The sequence below is a fragment of the Pseudomonas sp. NBRC 111143 genome (assembly GCF_001320965.1).
Classification (GTDB): Bacteria; Pseudomonadota; Gammaproteobacteria; order Pseudomonadales; family Pseudomonadaceae; genus Aquipseudomonas; species Aquipseudomonas machongensis.
This window is the reverse complement of sequence record NZ_BCBT01000010.1, coordinates 62036-83830: the sequence shown is the minus strand read 5'-3', so window position 1 is coordinate 83830 and position 21795 is coordinate 62036. Positions and strand designations below refer to the sequence as shown.

20 protein-coding genes are annotated in these 21795 nt (G+C 64.2%); 9 read left to right on the top strand and 11 right to left on the bottom strand.

The genetic code is table 11. The features are described 5' to 3' along the window. Positions 1-3 precede the first annotated feature (3 nt). From APH44_RS08215 to APH44_RS08185, 8 genes are all read left to right on the top strand, one after another. On the top strand, positions 4-798 hold the full coding sequence (locus APH44_RS08215) for a carbon-nitrogen hydrolase family protein (protein WP_054892202.1): 795 nt from the start codon (positions 4-6) through the stop codon (positions 796-798). Between the two features lie 91 nt (positions 799-889). After that, positions 890-3223 carry a pyrroloquinoline quinone biosynthesis protein PqqF gene (gene pqqF, locus APH44_RS08210; protein WP_054892201.1) on the top strand — a complete coding sequence of 778 codons (2334 nt, stop codon included), beginning with the start codon at positions 890-892 and terminating at the stop codon, positions 3221-3223. Between the two features lie 167 nt (positions 3224-3390). Beyond that, the gene (pqqA, locus tag APH44_RS29020; RefSeq protein ID WP_081255326.1) at positions 3391-3468 is read left to right on the top strand and encodes a pyrroloquinoline quinone precursor peptide PqqA; all 78 of its coding nucleotides are present in this window, start codon (positions 3391-3393) and stop codon (positions 3466-3468) included. A gap of 72 nt (positions 3469-3540) precedes the next feature. Further along, positions 3541-4452, top strand: coding sequence for a pyrroloquinoline quinone biosynthesis protein PqqB (gene pqqB / locus APH44_RS08205; RefSeq protein WP_054892200.1), 912 nt, complete (start codon positions 3541-3543; stop codon positions 4450-4452). A 9-nt stretch (positions 4453-4461) separates the two neighbouring features. Further along, positions 4462-5217, top strand: a complete 756-nt coding sequence (gene pqqC, locus APH44_RS08200; protein WP_054892199.1) for a pyrroloquinoline-quinone synthase PqqC — start codon at positions 4462-4464, stop codon at positions 5215-5217. Beyond that, the gene (gene pqqD, locus APH44_RS08195; RefSeq protein ID WP_054892198.1) at positions 5214-5489 is read left to right on the top strand and encodes a pyrroloquinoline quinone biosynthesis peptide chaperone PqqD; all 276 of its coding nucleotides are present in this window, start codon (positions 5214-5216) and stop codon (positions 5487-5489) included. The genes pqqC and pqqD overlap by 4 nt, the downstream gene beginning before the upstream one ends. After that, positions 5461-6609, top strand: a complete 1149-nt coding sequence (pqqE, locus tag APH44_RS08190; RefSeq protein ID WP_054892197.1) for a pyrroloquinoline quinone biosynthesis protein PqqE — start codon at positions 5461-5463, stop codon at positions 6607-6609. Before pqqD ends, pqqE begins: the two co-directional genes overlap by 29 nt. Further along, the gene (locus APH44_RS08185; RefSeq protein WP_054892196.1) at positions 6575-8398 is read left to right on the top strand and encodes a S9 family peptidase; all 1824 of its coding nucleotides are present in this window, start codon (positions 6575-6577) and stop codon (positions 8396-8398) included. The genes pqqE and APH44_RS08185 overlap by 35 nt, the downstream gene beginning before the upstream one ends. 27 nt (positions 8399-8425) lie before the next feature. Here APH44_RS08185 and APH44_RS29015 read toward each other — a convergent pair whose 3' ends face one another. Both APH44_RS29015 and APH44_RS08180 read right to left on the bottom strand, forming a co-directional pair. Next, positions 8426-8584: a YqaE/Pmp3 family membrane protein gene (locus tag APH44_RS29015; RefSeq protein ID WP_003177654.1), complete on the bottom strand. Its 159-nt coding sequence runs from the start codon at positions 8582-8584 to the stop codon at positions 8426-8428. 155 nt (positions 8585-8739) lie between these two features. Further along, positions 8740-10017: an aspartate aminotransferase family protein gene (locus APH44_RS08180; protein WP_054892195.1), complete on the bottom strand. Its 1278-nt coding sequence runs from the start codon at positions 10015-10017 to the stop codon at positions 8740-8742. A gap of 209 nt (positions 10018-10226) precedes the next feature. Between APH44_RS08180 and APH44_RS08175 the strand changes: the two genes are divergently transcribed. Further along, positions 10227-11153: a LysR family transcriptional regulator gene (locus APH44_RS08175; protein WP_054892194.1), complete on the top strand. Its 927-nt coding sequence runs from the start codon at positions 10227-10229 to the stop codon at positions 11151-11153. A 265-nt stretch (positions 11154-11418) separates the two neighbouring features. Here the strand turns inward: APH44_RS08175 and APH44_RS08170 are convergent, their stop codons facing one another. The 9 genes from APH44_RS08170 to bioB all read right to left on the bottom strand — a co-directional run bounded on the left by APH44_RS08170 (position 11419) and on the right by bioB (position 21786). Next, complete coding sequence (locus tag APH44_RS08170) at positions 11419-13188, bottom strand: acyl-CoA dehydrogenase C-terminal domain-containing protein (protein WP_054892193.1); 1770 nt, start codon at positions 13186-13188, stop codon at positions 11419-11421. A 123-nt stretch (positions 13189-13311) separates the two neighbouring features. Next, positions 13312-14595: a diguanylate cyclase gene (locus APH44_RS08165; protein WP_054892192.1), complete on the bottom strand. Its 1284-nt coding sequence runs from the start codon at positions 14593-14595 to the stop codon at positions 13312-13314. Positions 14596-14798: 203 nt separating this feature from the next. After that, complete coding sequence (locus tag APH44_RS08160; protein WP_054892191.1) at positions 14799-16604, bottom strand: phenylacyl-CoA dehydrogenase; 1806 nt, start codon at positions 16602-16604, stop codon at positions 14799-14801. 292 nt (positions 16605-16896) lie between these two features. After that, entirely contained in the window at positions 16897-17193 is a 297-nt protein-coding gene (locus tag APH44_RS08155; protein ID WP_054892190.1) for a hypothetical protein, read from the bottom strand. 142 nt (positions 17194-17335) lie between these two features. After that, complete coding sequence (gene bioD, locus APH44_RS08150) at positions 17336-18016, bottom strand: dethiobiotin synthase (protein ID WP_054892189.1); 681 nt, start codon at positions 18014-18016, stop codon at positions 17336-17338. 1 nt (position 18017) lies between these two features. Then, positions 18018-18836 carry a malonyl-ACP O-methyltransferase BioC gene (gene bioC, locus APH44_RS08145; RefSeq protein ID WP_054892188.1) on the bottom strand — a complete coding sequence of 273 codons (819 nt, stop codon included), beginning with the start codon at positions 18834-18836 and terminating at the stop codon, positions 18018-18020. Continuing rightward, complete coding sequence (locus APH44_RS08140) at positions 18829-19560, bottom strand: alpha/beta fold hydrolase (protein ID WP_054892187.1); 732 nt, start codon at positions 19558-19560, stop codon at positions 18829-18831. Before APH44_RS08140 ends, bioC begins: the two co-directional genes overlap by 8 nt. Further along, positions 19553-20725: an 8-amino-7-oxononanoate synthase gene (gene bioF, locus APH44_RS08135; protein ID WP_054892186.1), complete on the bottom strand. Its 1173-nt coding sequence runs from the start codon at positions 20723-20725 to the stop codon at positions 19553-19555. The genes APH44_RS08140 and bioF overlap by 8 nt, the downstream gene beginning before the upstream one ends. A gap of 2 nt (positions 20726-20727) precedes the next feature. Next, positions 20728-21786 (bottom strand): biotin synthase BioB, encoded by a 1059-nt coding sequence (bioB, locus tag APH44_RS08130; protein ID WP_054892185.1) that lies wholly within the window; start codon positions 21784-21786, stop codon positions 20728-20730. Positions 21787-21795: the final 9 nt, after the last annotated feature.

The window sequence follows — 21795 nt, the reverse complement described above, 5'->3', positions numbered from 1 at the left end:
CTCATGCGCATCGCCCTGTTCCAGGGAGCGCCCAGGCCACTGGACGTGCCCGGCAATCTAGAACGCCTGCAGCACCAGGCACAACTGGCGGCAGCGCGGGGCGCGCAACTGCTGGTGTGCCCGGAGATGTACCTCAGCGGCTACAACATCGGCGCTGAAGCGGTGCAGCGCCTGGCCGAACCTGAAGACGGACCGTCGGCCATGGCGGTGGTGGAGATTGCCCAGGCGCAGCGCATCGCCATCGTCTATGGCTACCCGGAGCGGGCCGAGGACGGCTCGATTCACAACAGCGTGCAACTGATAGACGCCCACGGCCGCAGCCTGTGCAACTACCGCAAGACCCATCTGTACGGCGAGCTGGACCGCTCGATGTTCAGCCCGGGCGCCAACCATTTTCCGGTGGTCGAGCTCGATGGCTGGAAGCTGGGTCTGCTGATCTGCTACGACATCGAATTCCCCGAGAACGCCCGGCGCCTGGCGCTTGAGGGCGCCGAGCTGATCCTGGTGCCGACCGCGAACATGACGCCCTACGACTTCGTCTGCCAGGTGACCGTGCGCTCGCGGGCGCAGGAGAACCAGTGCTATCTGGTATACGCCAACTACTGCGGGGCTGAGGGTGAGATCCAGTATTGCGGGCAGAGCAGCATCATCGGCCCGGACGGCAGCCTGCTGGCCATGGCCGGACGCGAGGAATGCCAATTGCTGGCCGACCTTGAGCACGAACGGGTGGTGAAGGGGCGTGAGGCGTTTCCGTATCTTGCGGACCTGCGGCGGGATCTTCATCGCGGTCAGGATTAAAGCCGACGGGAAAGGAGCGGGTTCACCGGTGAAATCGGCACCTTGGCAGATGGCACCGGCCCGGCCGCCGTAAATGCGCTAGCATCGCTCCATGACCGACGCTATCAACACACTCACCCTGCCCAACGGCCTGCGCCTGACCCTGCGCCACGCCCCGCGCCTCAAGCGCGCCGCCGCCGCCTTGAGGGTCCATGCCGGCAGTCATGACGCTCCGGCGAGATGGCCGGGCCTAGCGCACTTTCTCGAGCACCTGCTGTTCCTCGGCACCGCGCGCTTCCCGCTGGAAGACGGCCTGATGCGGCATGTCCAGGCGTTCGGCGGCCAGGTCAATGCCAGTACCCGCGAACGCACCACCGATTTCTTCTTCGAAGTGCCCGTCTCGGCCCTGGGTTCAGCACTGGAGCGCCTGTGCCAGATGCTCGCCGAACCGGACCTGAGCCTGGCGCGCCAGCACCGCGAGCGTGAAGTGATCCATGCGGAGTTCATCGCCTGGTCGCGCAATGCCGAGGCGCAACGCCAGTTCAGGCTGTTGCAATGCGTATCGCCACATCATCCCTTGAGCGGGTTCCACGCAGGCAACCGGTACAGCCTGGCGTTGCAGGACCCGGCTTTCCAGCGCGCGCTGGGCGACTTCCATGCTCGCTTCTATCGCGGTGGGCAGATCCATCTGAGCCTGTGCGGGCCGCAATCGCTGATGCAGCTCGAAGCACTGGGCCGGCAGTTCGGCAGCCTGTTCAGTGCGGGCGAAATGCAAGCGCAAACGCCTCCCGCATCCTTGCTCGATACTCCCTTGATCGAGCTCGAAGCCTCCAGAGGCGGCCTTGATTTGCTGTTCGCCCACGAGCATCTTCCGCCAGGTGCCGAGCAGGCCCTGGACCTGCTGCAGGCCTGCCTGAGCGACAGCCGCCCAGGCGGCTGGCTCGATGCCCTGCGCCAACGCGGCTGGCTCCAGGAGGTTCACAGCGATTCGCTGTATGCCTTTGCCGGCCAGTTGCTCTGGCACATCCGCCTGCAACTGCAGCCGGACGCCCCGCCAGCCGAGGTTCGCGCACTGCTGCACGGCTGGTTCGGCGCGCTGCGGCGCCTGGACGCCGCAGCGCTCAACAACGAGTTCGAGCGCCTTCAACACAGTCGCAAGCAAGCAGCCAGCGCACTTGAACTCGCCCGTCGGGACAGTGCCCAGCGGCCGTTCGAAGCGCTGGATGCCCAGGCACTGAAAGCCTTCAAGGCATTGCTCGATGATCTGCCGAGCGGTGAGCAGGGCCAATGGCAGCAACCGCACGATGAGCCCCTGCTGATCGCAGACCTCCCGGTTGGATACGCAGCGCTGCCGGATGACCTGACCGTCAGCGACATCCTGCCGGTCGAGCGAGGCTTCGCGACGCTGTATCTACGCTGGCGTATCGCCTCGCCCCTGCGCGAGCGCTTTCACGCAGTGCTGTTACAAGCGCTGCAACCACTGCTCGAACGCGCCCGCCGCGCCTCGCTGCAGCTGGACTTCTCTCTCATTGGCGAACACTGGCAACTGCGCTGTGCGGGCACGTCTGGCGCGGTAATCCGCACCCTCGACCTGGCCTTGGAACACCTGCGCCACCCTGCCCCCCACTTGCTGAACACACCTGCGCCCGCCGAGCCAGCGCACATCCCGATCAGGGCACTGCTCAAGGCACTGCCAGATCACCTGCGCGAGGCAACCATACAGCCACAGCCAGCCTGCCTGCTGGACCTGACAATGCTTGGGCAGATCTGGGCCAGCGCGCCTCGACACGGCCTCGCCATCGGCTTCGATGGCGCAGCGCAAGCGGCCCTCGGCGCGGTATTGGCACATGCACCGGGGTTGCCGGGGGCGCCACCGCCGGCCTCCCGGCCATTGCCGGCCCGACGCTGGCTGCATCACCCCACGGGCGGCAGCGAACATGCGCTGCTGCTGTTCTGCCCGGTTCCCGCACACGATGAAGGCGCAGGTCGGGTACTGGCGCAAGCGCTGCAAGGGCCGGTTTACCAGCGCCTGCGGGTCGAACTGCAACTGGGCTATGCCGTGTTCAGCGCCTTTCGTCAGATAGAAGGCCAAGGTGGCCTGCTGTTCGGTGTGCAATCGCCACAAGCCACGCCCGGCCAGATTCTCGAGCACCTGCTCAGCCTGTTGGCCGCCGGCGTCACGTTCGACCCCGCCGCCGGACGGGCCCTGGCCGCGCAGTTCGAGGAGCCGACAATGGCCAATGCCGAGGTCGCCGAGTGGGCTTGGCAGACATATCTGGCTACAGAGCCGACAGACCTTTCCCGTCTGCGCAGGTCTATTCTCAAGACCGACCAGCCAATACTGGACCATCTGCTTAAACGCCTTCTGGATGCCGAGCACGGCTGGCTATGCCTGGCCACCAGCGAAGCACCTGATGCGCGCTTTGAGCAAATTCCCTCTGTCTGAGGCGAGGATTGTTACCTGTACTGCAAGGGCGCTTTTCGAAGAATTAACCTTTCGGTACAAATTTTTCTTGTAAGATAGCGCAATCTCAGCCAATGGAACCTCCTGACTCAGGCGGCACCAAAGTAGATAGCTGACATCCACCCACACCATCCGGAAGGAGTTCGACCATGACCACCTGGACCAAACCCGCTTACACCGACCTGCGCATCGGCTTCGAAGTCACCATGTACTTCGCCAGCCGCTAAGCAGCGCTGCAGTGCAACGCCTCGGCCCGCCGGGGCGTTTTCGTTTCATGGACCAGGGGCAAGACAGTAGCCATGTACATCCAGATTCTCGGTTCCGCCGCCGGTGGCGGTTTCCCCCAGTGGAACTGCAACTGCGTCAACTGCAAGGGCTTTCGCGATGGCAGCCTGCGCGCAACGGCACGCACCCAGTCGTCCATTGCCCTGTCCGACGACGGTGAGCACTGGATCCTGTGCAACGCCTCGCCCGACATCCGCGCCCAGCTCCAGGCCTTTGCGCCGATGCAGCCCGCACGTGCCCTGCGCGACACCGGTATCGACGCGATCGTCCTGCTCGACAGCCAGATCGACCACACCACCGGCCTGCTCAGCCTGCGCGAAGGCTGCCCGCACCAGGTCTGGTGCACCGACATGGTCCACCAGGACCTGAGCACCGGCTTCCCGCTGTTCACCATACTCAGCCACTGGAACGGTGGCCTGCAGTGGAATCGCATCGAGCTGCAAGGCAGCTTCGTCATCCCCGCCTGCCCTAATCTGCAATTCACGCCCTTCCCATTGCGCAGCGCGGCGCCACCCTACTCGCCGCACCGTTTCGACCCGCACCCAGGTGACAACCTTGGCCTGCTGGTCGAGGACCTGCGCACTGGCGGCAAGCTGTTCTACGCGCCGGGGCTGGGTCAGGTCGACGACAAGCTGCTGCAGATGATGCACGGCGCCGATTGCCTGCTGGTCGACGGCACCCTGTGGGAAGACGATGAAATGCAGCGCCGCGGCGTCGGCACCCGCACCGGCCGCGAAATGGGCCACCTGGCCCAGAACGGCCCCGGTGGCATGCTGGAGGTGCTCGATGCCTTCGGGCGCCAGCGCAAGGTGCTTATTCACATCAACAACACCAACCCGATTCTCGACGAGGACTCCCCGGAGCGCGCCGAAGTCCAGCGCCGTGGCGTGGAAGTCGCCTACGATGGCATGAGCATCGAGTTGTAAGGAGGCCTGATGAGCGACGCACTGCCGATGTCCCCTGCCGAGTTCGAGCAGGCCCTGCGCGCCAAGGGCGCCTACTACCACATCCATCACCCCTACCACGTGGCGATGTACCAGGGTCGCGCCACGCGCGAGCAGATCCAGGGCTGGGTGGCCAACCGCTTCTACTACCAGGTGAACATCCCTATGAAGGATGCCGCGATCCTGGCCAATTGCCCGGACCGCGAAGTACGCCGCGAGTGGATCCAGCGCCTGCTCGACCACGACGGCGCCCCCGGCGAGGACGGCGGCATCGAAGCCTGGCTGCGCCTCGGCCAGGCGGTGGGCCTGGACCCGGAGCAACTGCGTTCGCAGGAACTGGTGCTGCCCGGCGTGCGCTTCGCCGTCGATGCCTATGTCAACTTCGCCCGCCGTGCATCCTGGCAAGAAGCGGCCAGCAGCTCGCTGACCGAGCTGTTCGCCCCGCAGATCCACCAGTCGCGCCTGGACAGCTGGCCGCAGCACTACCCCTGGATCGACCCGGCCGGCTATGAGTACTTCCGCACCCGCCTGGGCCAGGCCCGACGCGATGTAGAGCACGGCCTGGCGATCACCCTGCAGCACTACACCACGCGCGAAGGGCAGGAGCGTATGCTGGAAATCCTGCAGTTCAAGCTGGATATCCTCTGGAGCATGCTCGATGCCATGAGCATGGCCTATGAACTGAACCGCCCGCCCTATCACAGCGTCACAAGCGAACGGGTCTGGCACAAGGGGATCGCACTATGAGTCTCGACCGCACACTGGTGCCGAACTGGCGCACCGGCTACCGCTTCCAGTACGAACCCGCGCAAAAGGGCCACGTGCTGCTGTACCCCGAAGGCATGATCAAGCTCAACGACAGTGCCGGTCTGATCGGTGGGCTGGTCGATGGCCAACGCGATGTCGCGGCGATCATCGCTGAGCTCGAACAGCAATTCCCCGGTATCCCGGAAGTGGCCGAGGACATCGAGCAGTTCATGGAGGTGGCCCGTGCCGAACACTGGATCACCCTCGCCTGAGGTGCCGGTCGGCCTGCCGTTGTGGCTGCTGGCCGAGCTGACCTACCGCTGCCCGCTGCAGTGCCCTTACTGCTCCAACCCGTTGGACTTCGCCGCCCAGGGCAAGGAGCTGAGCACCGAACAGTGGTTCGAGGTGATGGCTCAGGCCCGTGAAATGGGCGCGGCGCAGATCGGTTTTTCCGGCGGCGAGCCGCTGGTGCGCCAGGACCTCGCCGAGCTGATCGGCGAGGCCCGGCGCCTGGGCTACTACACCAACCTGATCACCTCCGGCATCGGCCTCACCGAGCAGAAGATCGCCGCGTTCAAGCAGGCCGGTCTGGACCATATCCAGATCAGCTTCCAGGCCAGCGACGAACAGGTGAACAACCTGCTGGCCGGTTCGAAGAAGGCCTTTGCGCAGAAGCTGGAAATGGCGCGCGCCGTGAAGGCCCACGGTTATCCGATGGTGCTGAACTTCGTCACCCACCGGCACAACATCGACCGGATCGACCGCATCATCGAGCTGTGCATCGCCCTCGAAGCCGACTTCGTCGAACTTGCCACCTGTCAGTTCTACGGCTGGGCGCACCTCAATCGCCTGGGCTTGCTGCCGACCAAAGAGCAGCTCGAACGCGCCGAGCGCATCACCAACCAGTACCGTGAACGGCTGAAAGCCGACGGCAACCCGTGCAAACTGATCTTCGTCACCCCCGACTACTATGAAGAACGCCCCAAGGCCTGCATGAACGGCTGGGGCAGCCTGTTCCTGACCATCACCCCCGACGGCACCGCCCTGCCCTGTCATGGCGCGCGCCAGTTGCCGGTGCAGTTTCCCAACGTGCGCGACCACGACCTGCGGCATATCTGGTACGACTCGTTCGGCTTCAACCGCTTTCGCGGCTATGACTGGATGCCCGAACCCTGCCGTTCGTGCGACGAAAAGGAAAAGGACTTTGGCGGTTGCCGCTGCCAGGCCTTCATGCTCACTGGCGACGCCAGCAAGGCCGATCCGGTGTGCGCTAAGTCGCCGGATCACGGCATCATTCTCAAGGCCCGCGAGGAGGCGCAGACCGCTCAGATGAACATCGAACAGATGACCTTCCGCAATGAGCGCAACTCCCGTGTCATCGCCCGCGGCTGAGTTCAGCGCCACCCAGGCGGTGGCCGCCGGCACCGACTTCGCCGAACTCAAGGTCGGCGAGCAGGGGCTGTTCTGGAACGAATTCCGCCCCGCCGATGGCGCCTGCCGCATCTGGCACTGGCGCCAGCAGCAGGCCCACTGCCTGACACCGGACGGTTTCAGCGCGCGCAGCCGAGTGTATGAATACGGCGGCGGCAGTTTCTGCCTGGCCCCGCAGGCGGTGGTCTTCGTCAACGAGAAGGACCAGCAGGTCTACAGCCAGGCGCTGGACGGCTCGCAACCCCAAGCACTGACTGCAGCCTCAGAATGCCGCTATGGCGACCTGCAATGGCATGACGGCCAGGTGCTGGCGGTCGAGGAGCGGCATGGCGAACGCGTCGAGCACCGCTTGGTGACGCTGGCCGCAGGCATGCGCCAGGTACTGGCCGAAGGTGCCGACTTCTACGCCTCCCCTGTTCTGAGCCCCGACGGTCAGCGCCTGGCGTGGATCGAATGGGATCGCCCGGCGCAGCCCTGGACCCTCACGCGCCTGATGAGTCGCGCGCGGCAAGCCGACGGGCAGTGGGGGCCAACGCACTGCGTGGCCGGCCAGGACGAATCCCTGCAACAGCCGCGCTTCGACACTGACGGCAGGCTGTATTGCCTGTCCGACCGCAACGGCTTCTGGCAGCCCTGGGGCGAGTTCGACGGCGGCTGGCAGGCTATCCCTGCCGAAGCTGCCGACCACGCTGCTGCGCCGTGGCAACTGGGCGCCTGCACCTGGCTGCCCCTGGGCTCGCAAGGCTATCTCGCGACCTGGTTCGACAACGGCTTCGGCAAGCTGGCGATTCGCAGCGAAGACCAAGACCTGCAAGTGTTCGCCGAGGACTACACGCGGTTTCGCAGCCTGGCGATGGACGCACAGCACCTCTATGCCATCGCCGCCTCACCCACGCGCCCACCGGCAATCCTCGCCATCGCACGCGACGGCCAGCGCAGTCGGATCCTGGCAGGTGGCGGCGAGGTACTGCCAGCCGAGCGCATCAGTTATCCACAGCCCATCAGCTACCCGAGTGGCGACGCCCTGGCCCATGGATTCTTCTACCCAGCCATGGACAGCCAGCACACACCCTCGCTGGTGGTGTTCATCCACGGAGGCCCGACCTCGGCCTGCTACCCGGTACTCGACGCACGCATCCAGTACTGGACCCAGCGTGGTTTCGCCGTCGCCGACCTCAACTATCGTGGCAGCAGCGGCTATGGCCGCGCCTATCGCCAGGCATTGCACCTGCGCTGGGGCGAAATCGACGTGCAGGACGCCTGCGCCGCCGTTGCCTTCCTCGCCGGGCAAGGCCTGATAGACCCGGACAAGGCGTTCATTCGCGGCGGCAGTGCCGGCGGCTACACCACCCTGTGCGCCCTGGCCTTCCACGACGTATTCCGCGCGGGCGCCAGCCTCTATGGCGTCAGTGATCCCATCGCGTTGGGCAAGGCGACTCACAAGTTCGAAGGCGATTACCTGGACTGGCTGATCGGCGACCCGCAGCAAGATGCCGAGCGCTACCGGCAACGCACGCCGCTACTGCACGCTGAGCGGATCAAGGCGCCGGTGATCTTCTTCCAGGGTGAGCTGGATGCAGTGGTAGTGCCGGAACAGACCCGCAGCATGCTTGAAGCGCTGAAAGCCAATGGCATCGAAGCCGTGGGGCACTTCTATGCGGGAGAGCGCCATGGTTTTCGCCAGGCGCAAAACCTGGCCCACGCCATGGAGGAAGAATGGAAGTTTTACTGCGGGGTGCTGGAGCGCTGAGGGGGCCGCGCACGGCCCCACCATGGCCTAGCGCTTGGCGATGATGTACACCGCATGCACGATCCCTGGAATGTAGCCCAGCAGGGTCAGCAGGATGTTGAGCCAGAACGCGCCGCCGAAGCCAACCTGCAGGAACACGCCCAAAGGCGGCAGAAGAATAGCGATGATGATACGAATGAAGTCCATGTGAAGCTCTCCTGGGATGGTTCTCAACACAGACTAGTGCGCTTCGCTGGAGGTTCCACACTGATATCACGCCTGAAAAAAAAACGCCCCGGGCCAAATACAGCTGGCCAAGGGCGATGCGCAGGAACGCGAGACGGTTCGTTGAAATTCGGTGGTCAGGCCGTCGCTTCGCGGCGAACCTGTTGGTGGGAATGCACGCGGGCGAAGGCCCGGGATAACCGCTGCAGCATTTCGTCGATATTGCCCCGGCTAACGGTCAGCGCCGGCGAGAAGCGCACCACATCTGCTTGCGGGGCATTGAGCAGCAGACCTTCGTGCAGTGCTGCCTCGACCAGTTCCTGGGCCAGCGCTTCACGCAACTGCAACGCCCATAACAACCCCTGGCCCCGCACCTCGCCCTGCCCGTAGCGCCCCGCCAGACGGCTAAGACCCTCGCGCAGGTGCCGGCCGCTGTCCTGCACCTTCTCGAGAAAACCCGGCGCCAGCACGGTATCCAGCACCGCCAGGCCCGCCGCGCTCATCAGGGCGTTGCCGTGGTGGCTGCCCTCCAGCTCGCCCGGCGCGGCGCAGCAGGCCCTACCGCGGGCCAGCAGGGCCGCCAGCGGCACCCCACCACCCAGGCCCTTGCCCAAGGTGAGGATGTCGGCACGCACGCCGTAGGTCTGTTCGGCCAGCAGCGCGCCACAACGGCCAATACCGGTCTGCACTTCGTCGAGAATCAACAGAATGCCCAGCTCGCGGCAGAGCTTTTCGACCCCCTGCAGGTATTCACGTGTCGCCGGAATCACGCCGGCTTCGCCCTGGATCGGCTCGAGCATGATCGCCACGGTGCGCGAGTCGACCTCGGCATGCAGCGCAGCCAGGTCGTTGAACGGCACCTTGCTGAAGCCTGGCAATCCCGGTTCGCAGCGGTTGCACGGCAGCGGGTCGGATGCCGACAGCGCGCCAAGGCTGCGGCCATGGCAGGCCTGGCTGGCCGTGATGATGTGATAGGCGCCGCCGCGATGCAGCTGGCCCCATTTGCGCGCGAGCTTGATTGCGCCCTCGCAAGCCTCGGCGCCACTGTTGAGCAGGTACGCCTGGTCGCTGCCGGTGCTTTGGCACAAGCGCTCGGCCAACGCCAGCAGCACCGAGCTGTGAAAGCCCGCGCCCGGATTGATCAGGGCCTGGGCCTGGCTGCCGAGGGCCCTGGCCAGCACTTCAGGGCTGTGCCCGAGGCTGTTCACCGCGCAGCCCTGGGTGAAGTCCAGGTACGCATGCCCCTGGTCATCCCACAACCACGAACCCTGACCCCGCACGAACACCTGAGGTGCGCGCTCGCGGCCAGGCATCAGCCACTCGCGGGACAACGGCGAGGGCCGCGCCTCATGCGTCGGGCTCTGCACGGGCCCGGCAACGGCCGCAGCCGAACGACGCAGCTTGAACAGGTTCATGATGACTCCAAGGCAATCACGGGGACGGCAAGGCGCCCCGGTCTTCGCCTGAGGTCGGATATTTTGCCTTGCCTATCAAAAGTGTTTCTCATCCGGGGCAACAATGAACCGGGCGGATCGCTTCAGCCCTCCGGAATACGGCGATAGACTAGGCGTACCGGCGCTTCGCGGCCATTTCGATTTTTCAGCTTTTTCGATAAGTATTTCTTATGGATTTTCGCCAACTGCGTTATTTCGTCGCGGTCTATGAAGAAGGTCATGTGGGGCGGGCTGCAGAGCGTCTGTCACTGTCGCAACCGGCACTGTCGCAACAGATCCGCCAGCTTGAGCACAGCCTTGACCTGAACCTGTTCGAGCGCAGCAACAAACGCCTGCTGCCGACACTCGCCGCGCACACCCTCTACAACCATGCATTGCCCCTGCTCGACGGGCTGCAGCGCGCCCAGGAAGCCATGCAGGGGTTCAAGGGCCAGTCCTTGCGCACCTTGGCCATCGGTGTGCTGCAGACCGTACGCCCGAGCCTGGTGCCGCGGCTGCTGGAGAAACTGCGCAAGGCCCAGCCACACCTGGTCGTACAGATCTACGAACTGTCGGGGCTGGAAATCGAGCGGCGGCTACTCAACGGCAGCCTGGATATCGGCATCAGCTACCTGCCGCCACGTCAGCCTGGGCTGCACGGGCTGTTGTTGTACGAAGATGAACTGCAGCTTGTCATCCCCAATACGCATCCACTGAAAGACTTCAAGAAGGTCTCGATCAGACAAGCCGCCGAACTGCCGCTGCTGATGCTGGGGGAGGAATTTCAGATCCGACAGATCTGGAAGGCCCAGCTGGCCAACCTCGGGCGCAGGCCGCAGGTGCAGGCAGAGATGAACAACATGGGGGGGATTCTCGACAGCCTGGCCAATACCGCCCTGGCGACCATCCTTCCGGGGCGGGCCAAGGAAGCGGCCGAAGACGATCAGGCACTGCTGTGGAAACCCCTGAGCGAGCCGCGGGTGCCGCTCAAGGTGGGCCTGGTGTTTCGCGATGCCCAGCGCCAGCAGGCGTCGGTGGAATTGCTGCGCACCCTGCTTGAGGAGGAGAGCGATGCCCGCCAGGCTGGCGTGCAGACACTGGATGGGCGCGGCGCATAAAAACGCCAGACAAAGAAAACCCCGCCGAGGCGGGGTTCTCTAGACTGTTTCCCTGACATCCTTATCGTCCCACCATCCTGGCGGGAAATCCTACGTGTCCCTGTTCTGTCCTTTGCGCTTCCTGCGCTCCGTCCATGTAAGAAAGATTAACCGTGGATCCAATCTTAGGAAAGAGGAGAAAAGTCACCACGTAATGTAGGAAAAAGCTTACAAGGCCGAGGTTTTCAGAACGTCTTGTTTGCACTCGAAAACCCCGGCCCCTCGATCAGAATTGCGCGGCGTCCAGCAGGTACAACGACTCGCTGCCCGCCTTCACCGAAGCCACCAACGAATCCAGCCTTGGCAGCAAGCGGGCGAAGTAGAAGCGCGCCGTCCCAAGCTTCGCACCATAGAAGGCCTCGTCGCCCTCGCCTACCTGCGCAGCACGGGCCATCAGTGCCCACATGTAGCCATAGGCCACGTAGCCGAACGCATGCAGGTACTCGACCGAGGCGGCACCAATTTCGTTGGGGTTGCCTTTCGCCTGCTCCAGCACCCACTCGGTCAAGCCGTCGAGCTGATCCAGCGCAGCCCCCAGCGGTCGCGTGAACTCGTCGTCGGCAGCGCCGAGGAACTGACGGATCTCGTCAGCGAACAGACGGTAGTACGCGCCGCCGCTGGCCACCACCTTGCGCCCCATCAGGTCCAGGGCCTGGATGCCGTTGGTGCCCTCGTAGATCTGCGTGATGCGCACATCGCGCACCAACTGCTCCTGGCCCCATTCACGAATGTAACCGTGTCCACCGAACACCTGCTGGCCATGTACGGTGCACTCCAGGCCGAGGTCGGTGAGGAAGGCCTTGGCCACCGGCGTCAGCAAGGCCACCAGTTCCTCGCTGCGTTTGCGGGTAGCGGCGTCTTCGCTGAACTTGGCGCTGTCCAGTTGCATGGCGACATAGGTGGAAAACGCCCGACCGCCTTCGATCAGCGCTTTCATGGTAAGCAGCATGCGGCGCACGTCGGGGTGGACGATGATCGGGTCGGCGACCTTGTCCTTGGCTTGCGGGCCCGTCGGTGCGCGGCTCTGCAAGCGGTCGCGGGCGTATTCGACGGCATTCTGGTAGGAGCGCTCGGCCGACGCCAGGCCCTGGATACCGACACCCAGGCGCTCGTAGTTCATCATGGTGAACATCGCCGCCAGGCCTTTGTTCGGCTCCCCGACGATATAGCCGATTGCCTCGTCGAAGTTCATCACGCAGGTGGCCGAAGCCTGGATGCCCATCTTGTGTTCGATCGAGCCACAGGTGGCCGGGTTGCGCGCACCCAGGCTGCCATCGTCGTTGACCAGGAACTTGGGCACCAGGAACAGCGAGATGCCTTTCGGACCAGCCGGCGCGTCCGGCAGCTTGGCCAGCACGAGGTGGATGATGTTTTCGGTCAGGTCGTGCTCGCCACCGGTGATGAAGATCTTGGTGCCGCTGACCTTGTAGCTGCCGTCGGCCTGCGGCTCGGCCTTGGTGCGGATGATGCCCAGGTCGGTGCCGGCATGGGGTTCGGTCAGGCACATGGAGCCGGCCCAGACGCCGGCGTACATGCTCGGCAGATACTTTTCCTTCAACGCTTCGCTGGCGTGGGCGTTGATCGACAGGCAGGCACCTGCGGTGAGCATGGGATACAGCCCGAACGACAGGCTAGAGGCGTTGACCATTTCCTCGACCTGGGCCGAGATAGCCTTGGGCATGCCCATGCCACCAAACAGCGGATCCCCGCCGACACCGACCCAGCCGCCTTCGGCGTAGGTCTGGTAAGCCTCGATGAACCCGGCCGGGGTGCGGACCGCGCCATTGTCCCAGTGGCAGCCTTCTTCATCAGCGGCGCGGCTCAGGGGCGCAATGCTCTTGCTGGTGACCTTGCCTGCCTCTTCCAGCACGGCCAGGGCCGTTTCGGCGTCGACAACCTCAGCCAGCCCCGGCAACTGGGACCAGAGATCGGCAACCTTGAAGACTTCATTGAGTACGAAGCGCATATCGCGCAGGGGCGCTTTATAGTCGGCCATGACAACCTCTCGCTAGCAGAGTCGGGGGCGGCCGCCATGGGCCGCACACTGGGTTGGAAGCAGTGTAACCGAACAACTTTTACGAGACATAGGGTCATCACGCGACCATATAGTCAACTATAGTCACGCCATGCGAACTGCCCCGCGCCGTGCAGTTTGCCCCTGCTGCATGACGCAGTTACGACCCGCAGCCTTGGCGCTGTAGAGCGCCTGGTCAGCGGATTTGAGCACTTCTTCCGGGTTGCGGTGCTCCGGTAGGCGCTCGGCGACGCCGATACTGATGGTCACCGACACCGTGTTGCCCGCCGAACCTGCACGGCGCTGACGCCCGGTGGAATCATCCTGTGGGCGGCTGTTCTGGTCGCGTAGCTGGATGGCGTAGTTGGCGATCATCTCGCGCACCGCTTCCAGGTGCGGCAGGCATTCCTCGGCGGTCTGCCCGGCGAATACCAGGGCGAACTCCTCACCGCCATAGCGATAGGCGCGCCCGCCCCCGGTCACCTTCGACAGGCGGCTGGCGACCAGGCGCAACACTTGGTCGCCGACATCGTGGCCATGGGTATCGTTGAATTTCTTGAAGTGATCCACGTCGGTCATGGCGATTACATAATTGCGGCCCAGGCGCTGCATGCGTTCGTTCAGTGCGCGGCGACCAGGGAGGCCGGTCAGTTCGTCGCGAAACGCCATCTGGTAGGCCTCGTGGGAGACCGCTGCGGCGATCATCAGCATCACCTGACTGCACATGATGTTCAGGGTGAAGGGCAGGATGAACGTCTGCGGCAGCATCCAGAAGATCCCCACCAGGCCGGTGACCTGCGCGGCGTGCAACGGCCGGGGCTCGCGCAGGTATTGCACCACCAGCAGGATGAATACGCCCAGGAACAACGGGTAGGCCAACTGGATCAGGCTCATCCACTGCCCATGCAGCGACGGCCAGCGGATCTCTGCCAGCCACGTCAGCAACGTCTGTGGATAACTCTGCTCCAGTGCCAGGGTCACGCTGCCAACCGCGAACAGCACGGCGAAGCGGGCAAGCATGTCCTGGGCCAGGTGGGTGCGTTCCTGCCAGGCGCCGAACAGGCCGAACAGTGCTGGCAGCAGCAGGCACACGAGGTGGAACACCACTGCAGCGTCTTCGCGGACCTTGCCATGATCGCGGTAGTAATCGGTCTGGGTATCGAGCAGGAAGTAGGCGATGTACACCGTGACCATCAGGAACAGTTCACGCTGGCGGCGGTACACCGCACAGTAGGCACCGCCGAGCAGCAGCACCAGGGTAGGTAATACGTTGAACAGGGACGTGAAGAACACGCTCAGGTCCCTGACATACGCCGCCGCAAGCCCCGACACCAGCAGCAGGATCGAAGGCAGAAAGTGGCTGGCGCGAACAGCGGATAGACGAAACAAGGGTAATCTCCGACCCGGCAGATCAATAATAGCATTGTGCCCTTACTTCATCGGCAGCGCACATGAATAGATGAATACAACGAAGGGTTTAACGGCATGCGGGGGGCGAGTCTTGAGGTTTTCTCGTTACCGGATGCAACGAGAGCAGGCAAAAAAAAACGCCTGCCGATAATGGCAGGCGTTTTTCCGTACAGCGTCGGGCGTCAGATCGACAGACCGAAGTCTTCTTCTTTCATCGCCATCAGGTTGTTGGCACCCGACAGGATGGCCGCCACGTGCGTGCGAGTACGCGGCAGGATGCGCTGGAAGTAGAAGCGCGCGGTCTGCAGCTTGGCAGTGTAGAACGCCTCTTCAGCGGTGCCGGCCGCCAGCTTCTCGGCAGCCAGGCGGGCGATGTCGGCCCAGAAGTAGGCCAGGCACGCGTAGCCGGAGTACATCAGGTAGTCCACGGACGCGGCACCGACTTCCTCACGGTCTTTCATGGCGGCCATGCCGATCTTCATGGTCAGCTCGCCCCACTCCTTGTTCAGCGCAGCCAGCGGCTCGACGAATTCCTTGGTGGCTTCGTTGCCTTCCTGACCTTGGCAGAACTTGTGGACGATCTTGGTGAAGCCCTTAAGCGCCTCGCCCTGGGTCATCAGCACCTTGCGGCCCAACAGGTCGAGAGCCTGGATGCCGGTGGTGCCTTCGTACAGCATCGAGATGCGGCTGTCGCGCACGTTCTGCTCCATGCCCCACTCGGCAATGAAACCGTGGCCACCGTAGATCTGCACGCCATGGTTGGCGGCCTCGAAACCGACTTCGGTCATGAATGCCTTGGCGATCGGGGTCAGGAAGGCCAGCAGTGCATCGGCCTTCTTGCGCTCTTCCTCGTCCTGGCTGTACTTGACGATGTCCACCTGCTTGGCAGTGAAGTAGACCATTGCGCGATTGCCTTCGGCGAAGGCTTTCATGGTCAGCAGCATGCGGCGAACGTCCGGGTGGACGATGATCGGGTCGGCGGCCTTGTCCGGTGCTTTCGGGCCGGTCAGGGAGCGCATCTGCAGACGATCGCGGGCATATTTCAGACCACCCTGGAAAGCCACTTCGGCGTGAGCCAGGCCTTGCAGTGCTGTCCCCAGGCGCGCGGTGTTCATGAAGGTGAACATGCAGTTCAGGCCCTTGTTGGCCGGGCCGATCAGGTAGCCGGTGGCCGCGTCGAAGTTCATCACGCAGGTGGCGTTACCGTGGATGCCCATCTTGTGCTCGAGGGAACCGCAGCTCACGCCGTTGCGCTCGCCTACACCGCCTTCGGCGTTCGGCAGGAACTTGGGCACGATGAACAGCGAGATGCCCTTGGTGCCGGCCGGGGCATCGGGCAGGCGCGCCAGCACGATGTGGACGATGTTATCGGCCATGTCGTGCTCACCGGCCGAGATGAAGATCTTGGTGCCGGATACCTTGTAGCTGCCATCGGCCTGCGGCTCGGCCTTGGTGCGCAGCATGCCCAGGTCGGTGCCGCAGTGCGGCTCGGTCAGGCACATGGTGCCGGTCCATTCGCCGGACACCAGCTTGGTCAGGTAGGTTTCCTGTTGCTCGGGGGTCCCGTGCTCGGAGATGGTGTTCATCGCGCCGTGGGACAGGCCTGGGTACATGCCCCAGGACCAGTTCGACTCGCCGACCATCTCGCTCAGGGTCAGGCCCAGCGACTCTGGCAGGCCTTGGCCGCCGTGCTCGACATCATGGGCCAGGCTCGGCCAGCCGCCTTCGACGAACTGCTTGTAGGCTTCCTTGAAGCCGGTCGGGGTCTTCACGCCCGACTCGCTCCAGGTGCAGCCTTCCAGGTCGCCGACACGGTTCAGCGGGGCCAGCACCTGCTCACAGAACTTGGCACCTTCCTCGAGGATCGCATCGACCATGTCCGGTGTAGCATCCTGGCAACCCGGCAGGCTCTGATAGTGCGCTTCATAGCCGAGCAGCTCGTCACGGACGAAGCGAATATCACGCAAGGGGGCTTTGTATTCAGGCATGGCGATGAACCTCTGGGCTGAGTTCGTTGGGAAGACCGCGGGTACCGACCAGCTCTTGGCGGCTTTCGGTCAAACAGTTGTTTGAAACTTACGTTTAGCTCAGGGCAATGTCAAGAAGGGACGATAGTGCCAATTCGGTCGCGAACAATGGCGTTTCTGCCAGCGCTTGATTCATCGGCCCAAAGCGCCTGTGGGAGCGGGTTTACCCGCGAATCAACCAGGCCACGCAATTGTGTCTGGTTTGTTCGCGGGTAAACCCGCTCCCACAGGTGCTTGGCCGACGGTTATGCAGTCAGGCGTAGGTATCGATGAACCGACCGAGCATTTCGTCGGAGGCCTTGGCGACTTTCACGCCCAGTTCGACTTCATGCTTGCCCAGGGCGAGCTGCACGGTCCTGGTGGCCAAGTCTTGCTGTTGGCTGCGGTCTACACCCCGCAGGCGCTCGGCCTGATAGCTGGTGGACTGGCTGGCGCCTGCGCGCTCGACGCCATTGCTGGCGATCTGGCTGGCGGCCTGGTCGACGCGGCTCTGCCCGTTCTGGATGGCGCCGAGGCCTGCGTAGAAAGCAGAGCTGCCGGTGATTTCCATATCAGGACTCCACAAGACTGGGTGAGGGAAGAGGGCTCAATTAAAACAGCCCGCAAGGAAAATTACCCGTTTAAATCCTTAATAGCCCAGTGCCAGCTAATAGAATCAGGGCATTTTTCATAACCGGATGTTCACCAAGCGGTCAGTCAAGCAAGTCCAGGTCCAGATAGCCGGCAACCGCCTCGGCTCCGGCAGACTTCAGCCACGGCACCCGCCCAAGGCATGGCGCCGGCAGGCGCTCGGCGAGGCTTGCCAGGTTTTCTTCAAGCCGCGCAGTGCGTGGATCGACGATATTGGCGACCCAGCCCGCCAGTTGCAGCCCATCGCGGGCGATGGCCTCGGCACTGAGCAGCGCATGGTTGATGCAACCCAGGCGCACCCCCACCACCAGGATCACCGGAAGCTTCAAGGCAACCGCCAGGTCGGACAGGTTGGCATGGTCGGACAACGGCACCCGCCAGCCACCCGCCCCCTCGATCAGGGTGAAGTCGGCGCCGTGCGCCAGTATCTGCTGCATGGCGTCGCGCAGTGTCGGCACGCTCAATGCCACGCCGGCTTCGCGCGCGGCCACATGCGGGGCGATGGCCGGTTCGAAGGCGAAGGGATTGACCTGCTCATAGGGCAGCTTGATCGAGCTTTCGTCAATCAGCGCCAGCGCATCACTGTTGCGCAGCCCCTTGGGGCTGACCGTGCATCCGGACGCCACAGGCTTGGCAGCCAGCGTGCTGCGCCCAAGGTTATGTGCTGCACGCAACAGCCCGGTGGCGATGGTGGTCTTGCCGACATCGGTGTCGGTACCGGCGATGAAATAGGCCTGGCTCATGTCACTCCTCTTCGCCTCTACGCAACACCCCATAGACCACCTGATAGGTGGCAGGCAGACCTTGGTCGTCACGGAACTGCTCATAGGCCTGCAGCAGCCCCTGCATGCGTGCACGCCCGGTCAGGCCCGACGGGCGCCCGGGATTCAGGTTGTGCGCACCCAGCGCCTTGAGTTCGTGGGTCAGGCTGCGCACATCCGGGTAGTGCAGTACGTGGGGCAGGCGCTCCAGCCCGAGCAGGGTCAGGCCACTGTCGGCGCAGAGGCGCTGGTAATCCTCGAAACGCCGGAAACGATTGACATGCACCAGCCCATCCACTGCCTGCCAGCTGGCACGCAACTCCTCCAGCGTGCCGACACACAGGCTGCTGAACGCCAGCACTCCGCCCGGTCGCAACACGCGCCGGGCTTCGGCCAGCACGCTGGAGAACTGGTCGCACCATTGCACTGCCAGGCTGGAGAACACCAGGTCGAAGGCACCATCGCGCAGCGGCAGGCGCTCGGCATCACCGGCCACATGATGATGCGCCCCACCCTGCTCGCGGGCATGGCTCAACATGCCTTCGGCGATGTCCACCGCCACGCCATGGGCAGCCTCGAAGCGCGCAGCCAGGGCGCGACTGAAATGGCCAGTGCCGCTGCCCAGGTCGAGCCAGCGGGTCGGCGCCATCGACGCCGGCAAGCGCGCGAGCAAAGCGTCACCCACCGCGCGCTGCAGGGCAGCGACGCTGTCATAGCTGGCCGCCGCGCGGGAGAACGAGGCCGCCACCTGGCGCTTGTCCGGCAGGGCGCCGGGCAGGATCGGGCGGGAAAGATCAGTCATCACCACTCTCATGCAAGAAACTCTTGATACCCGCCGCAAGCTCCTGTGGGTACTCCAGCAGGAACGCGTGGGAACTGTCTTCGACCAGGCCGACTTCAACATCCGGCAGCAGCTCGCTGAGCGCCTTGGCCGCATCCGCCGGCACCAGTGCATCGCTACCTGCGAACAGGTGCAACTGTGGGCCGCCGTACTGCTCGAGCGCCTGGCGGGTATCCAGCTTGGCCAACACTTGCAGGCCGGTGGCCAGGTACAAGGGATCGGTGTCCGGCACACCCACGCCGAGCTGGCGCAGCAAGGTGCGGGGTTGCTGCGCCCCCTCGCTGCACAGCGTGCGAAATCGCTTGAGGGTGACCTGCGTGTGGCTGCGACAACCATCGAGGAAGGTGCCGAAAGTGTCTTCGGCCATGCCGTGGGGCCAGTCGTGGCGGGCCACGAAACTCGGATTGCTGGCCAGCGTCAGCAGGCCACAGCAATGGTCGCCACGCTTGTGCGCCAAGGCGCTGGCAAGCATGCCGCCCAACGACCAACCACCCAGCCACACATCCGTCGGCAGCTTGCGGTCGAGGTGATCGACCCAGGCCTGGATGTCAGCATCAGGCAGCTCCGGCAACGCTGCCAGGTCGACCTGCAGGCGTGGATCCTGCGCCCGCAGGCTGGCAGCCAGGGGTTCCAGTGAAGCGGTGCCCAGCCCCCAGCCGGGCAAGAGGATCAGTCGGTTACGCATCGGCGGACTCCAGCTGTGCATGACACTCGGCCAATGCATTCAACAATAGCTGGACCTGCGCCTCGCTGTGCGCGGCGCTCAAGGTTACGCGCAGGCGCGCACTGCCGACAGGTACCGTTGGCGGGCGGATCGCGGTAACCAGCAGACCCCGCGCGCGCAGCATCTTCGACAACGTCAATGCCCGCGCCGCATCGCCGACCAGGATCGGCTGGATCGCGGTCGGGCTGTCCATCAACGCCAGGCCGATCTGTTGCGCGCCCTGGCGGAACTGGCGGATCAACGCGCCAAGGTGCTCGCGCCGCCAGCGTTCGTCACGCAGCAGTTGCAGGCTTTTCAGCGTTGCGCAGGCCAGTGCCGGCGGCTGACTGGTGGTGTAGATATAAGGACGGGCGAACTGCACCAGCGCCTCGATCAGGTCATCGCTGCCCGCGACGAACGCGCCGGCAGTACCGCAGGCCTTGCCGAGCGTGCCGATCAGCACCGGCACCTGATCGATGCCCAACCCGAAGTGCTCGACGATACCGCCACCATTGGCGCCCAGCGTGCCGAAACCATGGGCATCGTCGACCATCAGCCAGGCGCCGTGTGGACGCGCCACCGTCGCCAGGGCGGGCAGGTCGGCAAGATCGCCGTCCATGCTGAATACGCCGTCGGTGACCACCAACGTGTCGCCGGTCGCTTTATCCAGGCGGTTCGCCAGGCTTGCCGGATCGTTGTGCAGGTAGCGGCTGAAACGGGCGCCGCTGAGCAGCCCGCCGTCGAGCAGCGAGGCATGGTTGAGACGATCCTGCAGCACCGTATCGCCCTGCCCCACCAGCGCGGTGATGGCGCCGACGTTGGCCATGTAGCCGGTGGTGAACAGCAGCGCACGCGGGCGTCCGGTCAACTCGGCGATGGCCTCTTCGACCTCGTGGTGCGCAGTACTGTGGCCGACGACCAGGTGCGAGGCACCGCCACCGACACCCCAGCGCTCGGCACCAGCACGCCAGGCGGCGATCACTTCCGGGTGATTGGCCAGCCCGAGATAGTCGTTGCTGCAGAACGCCAGCAGACGCTGTCCGTCGACCACCACCTCCGGGCCTTGCGGGCTCTGCAACAGGGGGCGGCGCCGATACAGGTCCGCAGCGCGTCGTTCGGCCAGGCGCGCCGCCAGATCGAAGGCCATGATCAGGCCGAGGCGGCGTCGTAGAACATCTCGCTGCTGCGCTGCTCGACCAGCGCTTGCTCGATGGCCGCCTGGTGCACTTCGTCGGCGTGCTCCTCACGCTCTTCGGGCTTGATGCCCAGACGCGCGAACAGCTGCATGTCCTTGTCTGCCTGCGGGTTGGCGGTGGTCAGCAGTTTTTCGCCGTAGAAGATCGAGTTGGCGCCCGCCATGAAGGCCAGGGCCTGCATCTGTTCGTTCATCTGTTCACGACCAGCTGACAGGCGCACGTGCGACTTGGGCATGAGGATCCGCGCGACCGCGAGCATGCGGATGAAATCGAACGGATCGACGTCTTCTGCGTTGGCCAGCGGCGTACCGGCAACCTTCACCAGCATGTTGATCGGCACCGACTCCGGGTGCTCGGGCAGGTTGGCGAGCTGGATCAGCAGGCCTGCGCGGTCGTCCAGCGACTCGCCCATGCCGAGAATGCCGCCGGAGCAGATCTTCATCCCGGCATCGCGTACGTAGGCAAGGGTCTGCAGGCGCTCGCTGTAGGTGCGGGTGGTGATGATGCTGGTGTAGAAGTCCGGCGAGGTATCGAGGTTGTGGTTGTAGTAGTCCAGACCCGCCTGGGCGAGTGCCTGGGTCTGGTCCTGATCGAGCTTGCCGAGGGTCATGCAGGTTTCCAGGCCCATGGCCTTGACCCCTTTGACCATCTCCAGCACGTAGGGCATGTCCTTGGCGGAGGGGTGCTTCCAGGCGGCGCCCATGCAGAAGCGAGTCGAGCCGATGGCCTTGGCCCGGGCAGCCTCTTCCAGCACCTTCTGCACTTCCATCAACTTCTGTTTTTCCAGCCCGGTGTTGTAGTGGCCGGACTGCGGACAATATTTGCAATCTTCGGGGCAGGCACCGGTCTTGATCGACAGCAGCGTCGAGACCTGCACGCGGTTCGGGTCGAAGTGCGCGCGATGAACGGTCTGCGCCTGGAACAACAGGTCGTTGAACGGCTGCTCGAACAGCGCCCTGACCTCGGCCAGGGACCAGTCGTGACGTGTTGTTGCATTTGTGCTGGCGCTCATCGGCGTTTC

Bases quoted from the DNA above. Each gene is read 5' to 3' on its own strand.
- pqqC (WP_054892199.1), top strand. From the start codon at position 4,462: ATGAGCGACGCACTGCCGATGTCCCCTGCCGAGTTCGAGCAGGCCCTG.
- pqqF (WP_054892201.1), top strand. From the start codon at position 890: ATGACCGACGCTATCAACACACTCACCCTGCCCAACGGCCTGCGCCTG.
- bioD (WP_054892189.1), bottom strand. From the start codon at position 18,016: ATGAGCCAGGCCTATTTCATCGCCGGTACCGACACCGATGTCGGCAAG.
- APH44_RS08170 (WP_054892193.1), bottom strand. From the start codon at position 13,188: ATGGCCGACTATAAAGCGCCCCTGCGCGATATGCGCTTCGTACTCAAT.
- bioB (WP_054892185.1), bottom strand. From the start codon at position 21,786: ATGAGCGCCAGCACAAATGCAACAACACGTCACGACTGGTCCCTGGCC.
- bioF (WP_054892186.1), bottom strand. From the start codon at position 20,725: ATGGCCTTCGATCTGGCGGCGCGCCTGGCCGAACGACGCGCTGCGGAC.
- APH44_RS08215 (WP_054892202.1), top strand. From the start codon at position 4: ATGCGCATCGCCCTGTTCCAGGGAGCGCCCAGGCCACTGGACGTGCCC.
- pqqB (WP_054892200.1), top strand. From the start codon at position 3,541: ATGTACATCCAGATTCTCGGTTCCGCCGCCGGTGGCGGTTTCCCCCAG.
- APH44_RS08175 (WP_054892194.1), top strand. From the start codon at position 10,227: ATGGATTTTCGCCAACTGCGTTATTTCGTCGCGGTCTATGAAGAAGGT.
- pqqA (WP_081255326.1), top strand. From the start codon at position 3,391: ATGACCACCTGGACCAAACCCGCTTACACCGACCTGCGCATCGGCTTC.
- APH44_RS08185 (WP_054892196.1), top strand. From the start codon at position 6,575: ATGAGCGCAACTCCCGTGTCATCGCCCGCGGCTGAGTTCAGCGCCACC.
- APH44_RS08180 (WP_054892195.1), bottom strand. From the start codon at position 10,017: ATGAACCTGTTCAAGCTGCGTCGTTCGGCTGCGGCCGTTGCCGGGCCC.
- bioC (WP_054892188.1), bottom strand. From the start codon at position 18,836: ATGACTGATCTTTCCCGCCCGATCCTGCCCGGCGCCCTGCCGGACAAG.
- pqqD (WP_054892198.1), top strand. From the start codon at position 5,214: ATGAGTCTCGACCGCACACTGGTGCCGAACTGGCGCACCGGCTACCGC.
- APH44_RS08160 (WP_054892191.1), bottom strand. From the start codon at position 16,604: ATGCCTGAATACAAAGCCCCCTTGCGTGATATTCGCTTCGTCCGTGAC.
- APH44_RS08140 (WP_054892187.1), bottom strand. From the start codon at position 19,560: ATGCGTAACCGACTGATCCTCTTGCCCGGCTGGGGGCTGGGCACCGCT.
- APH44_RS08155 (WP_054892190.1), bottom strand. From the start codon at position 17,193: ATGGAAATCACCGGCAGCTCTGCTTTCTACGCAGGCCTCGGCGCCATC.
- APH44_RS29015 (WP_003177654.1), bottom strand. From the start codon at position 8,584: ATGGACTTCATTCGTATCATCATCGCTATTCTTCTGCCGCCTTTGGGC.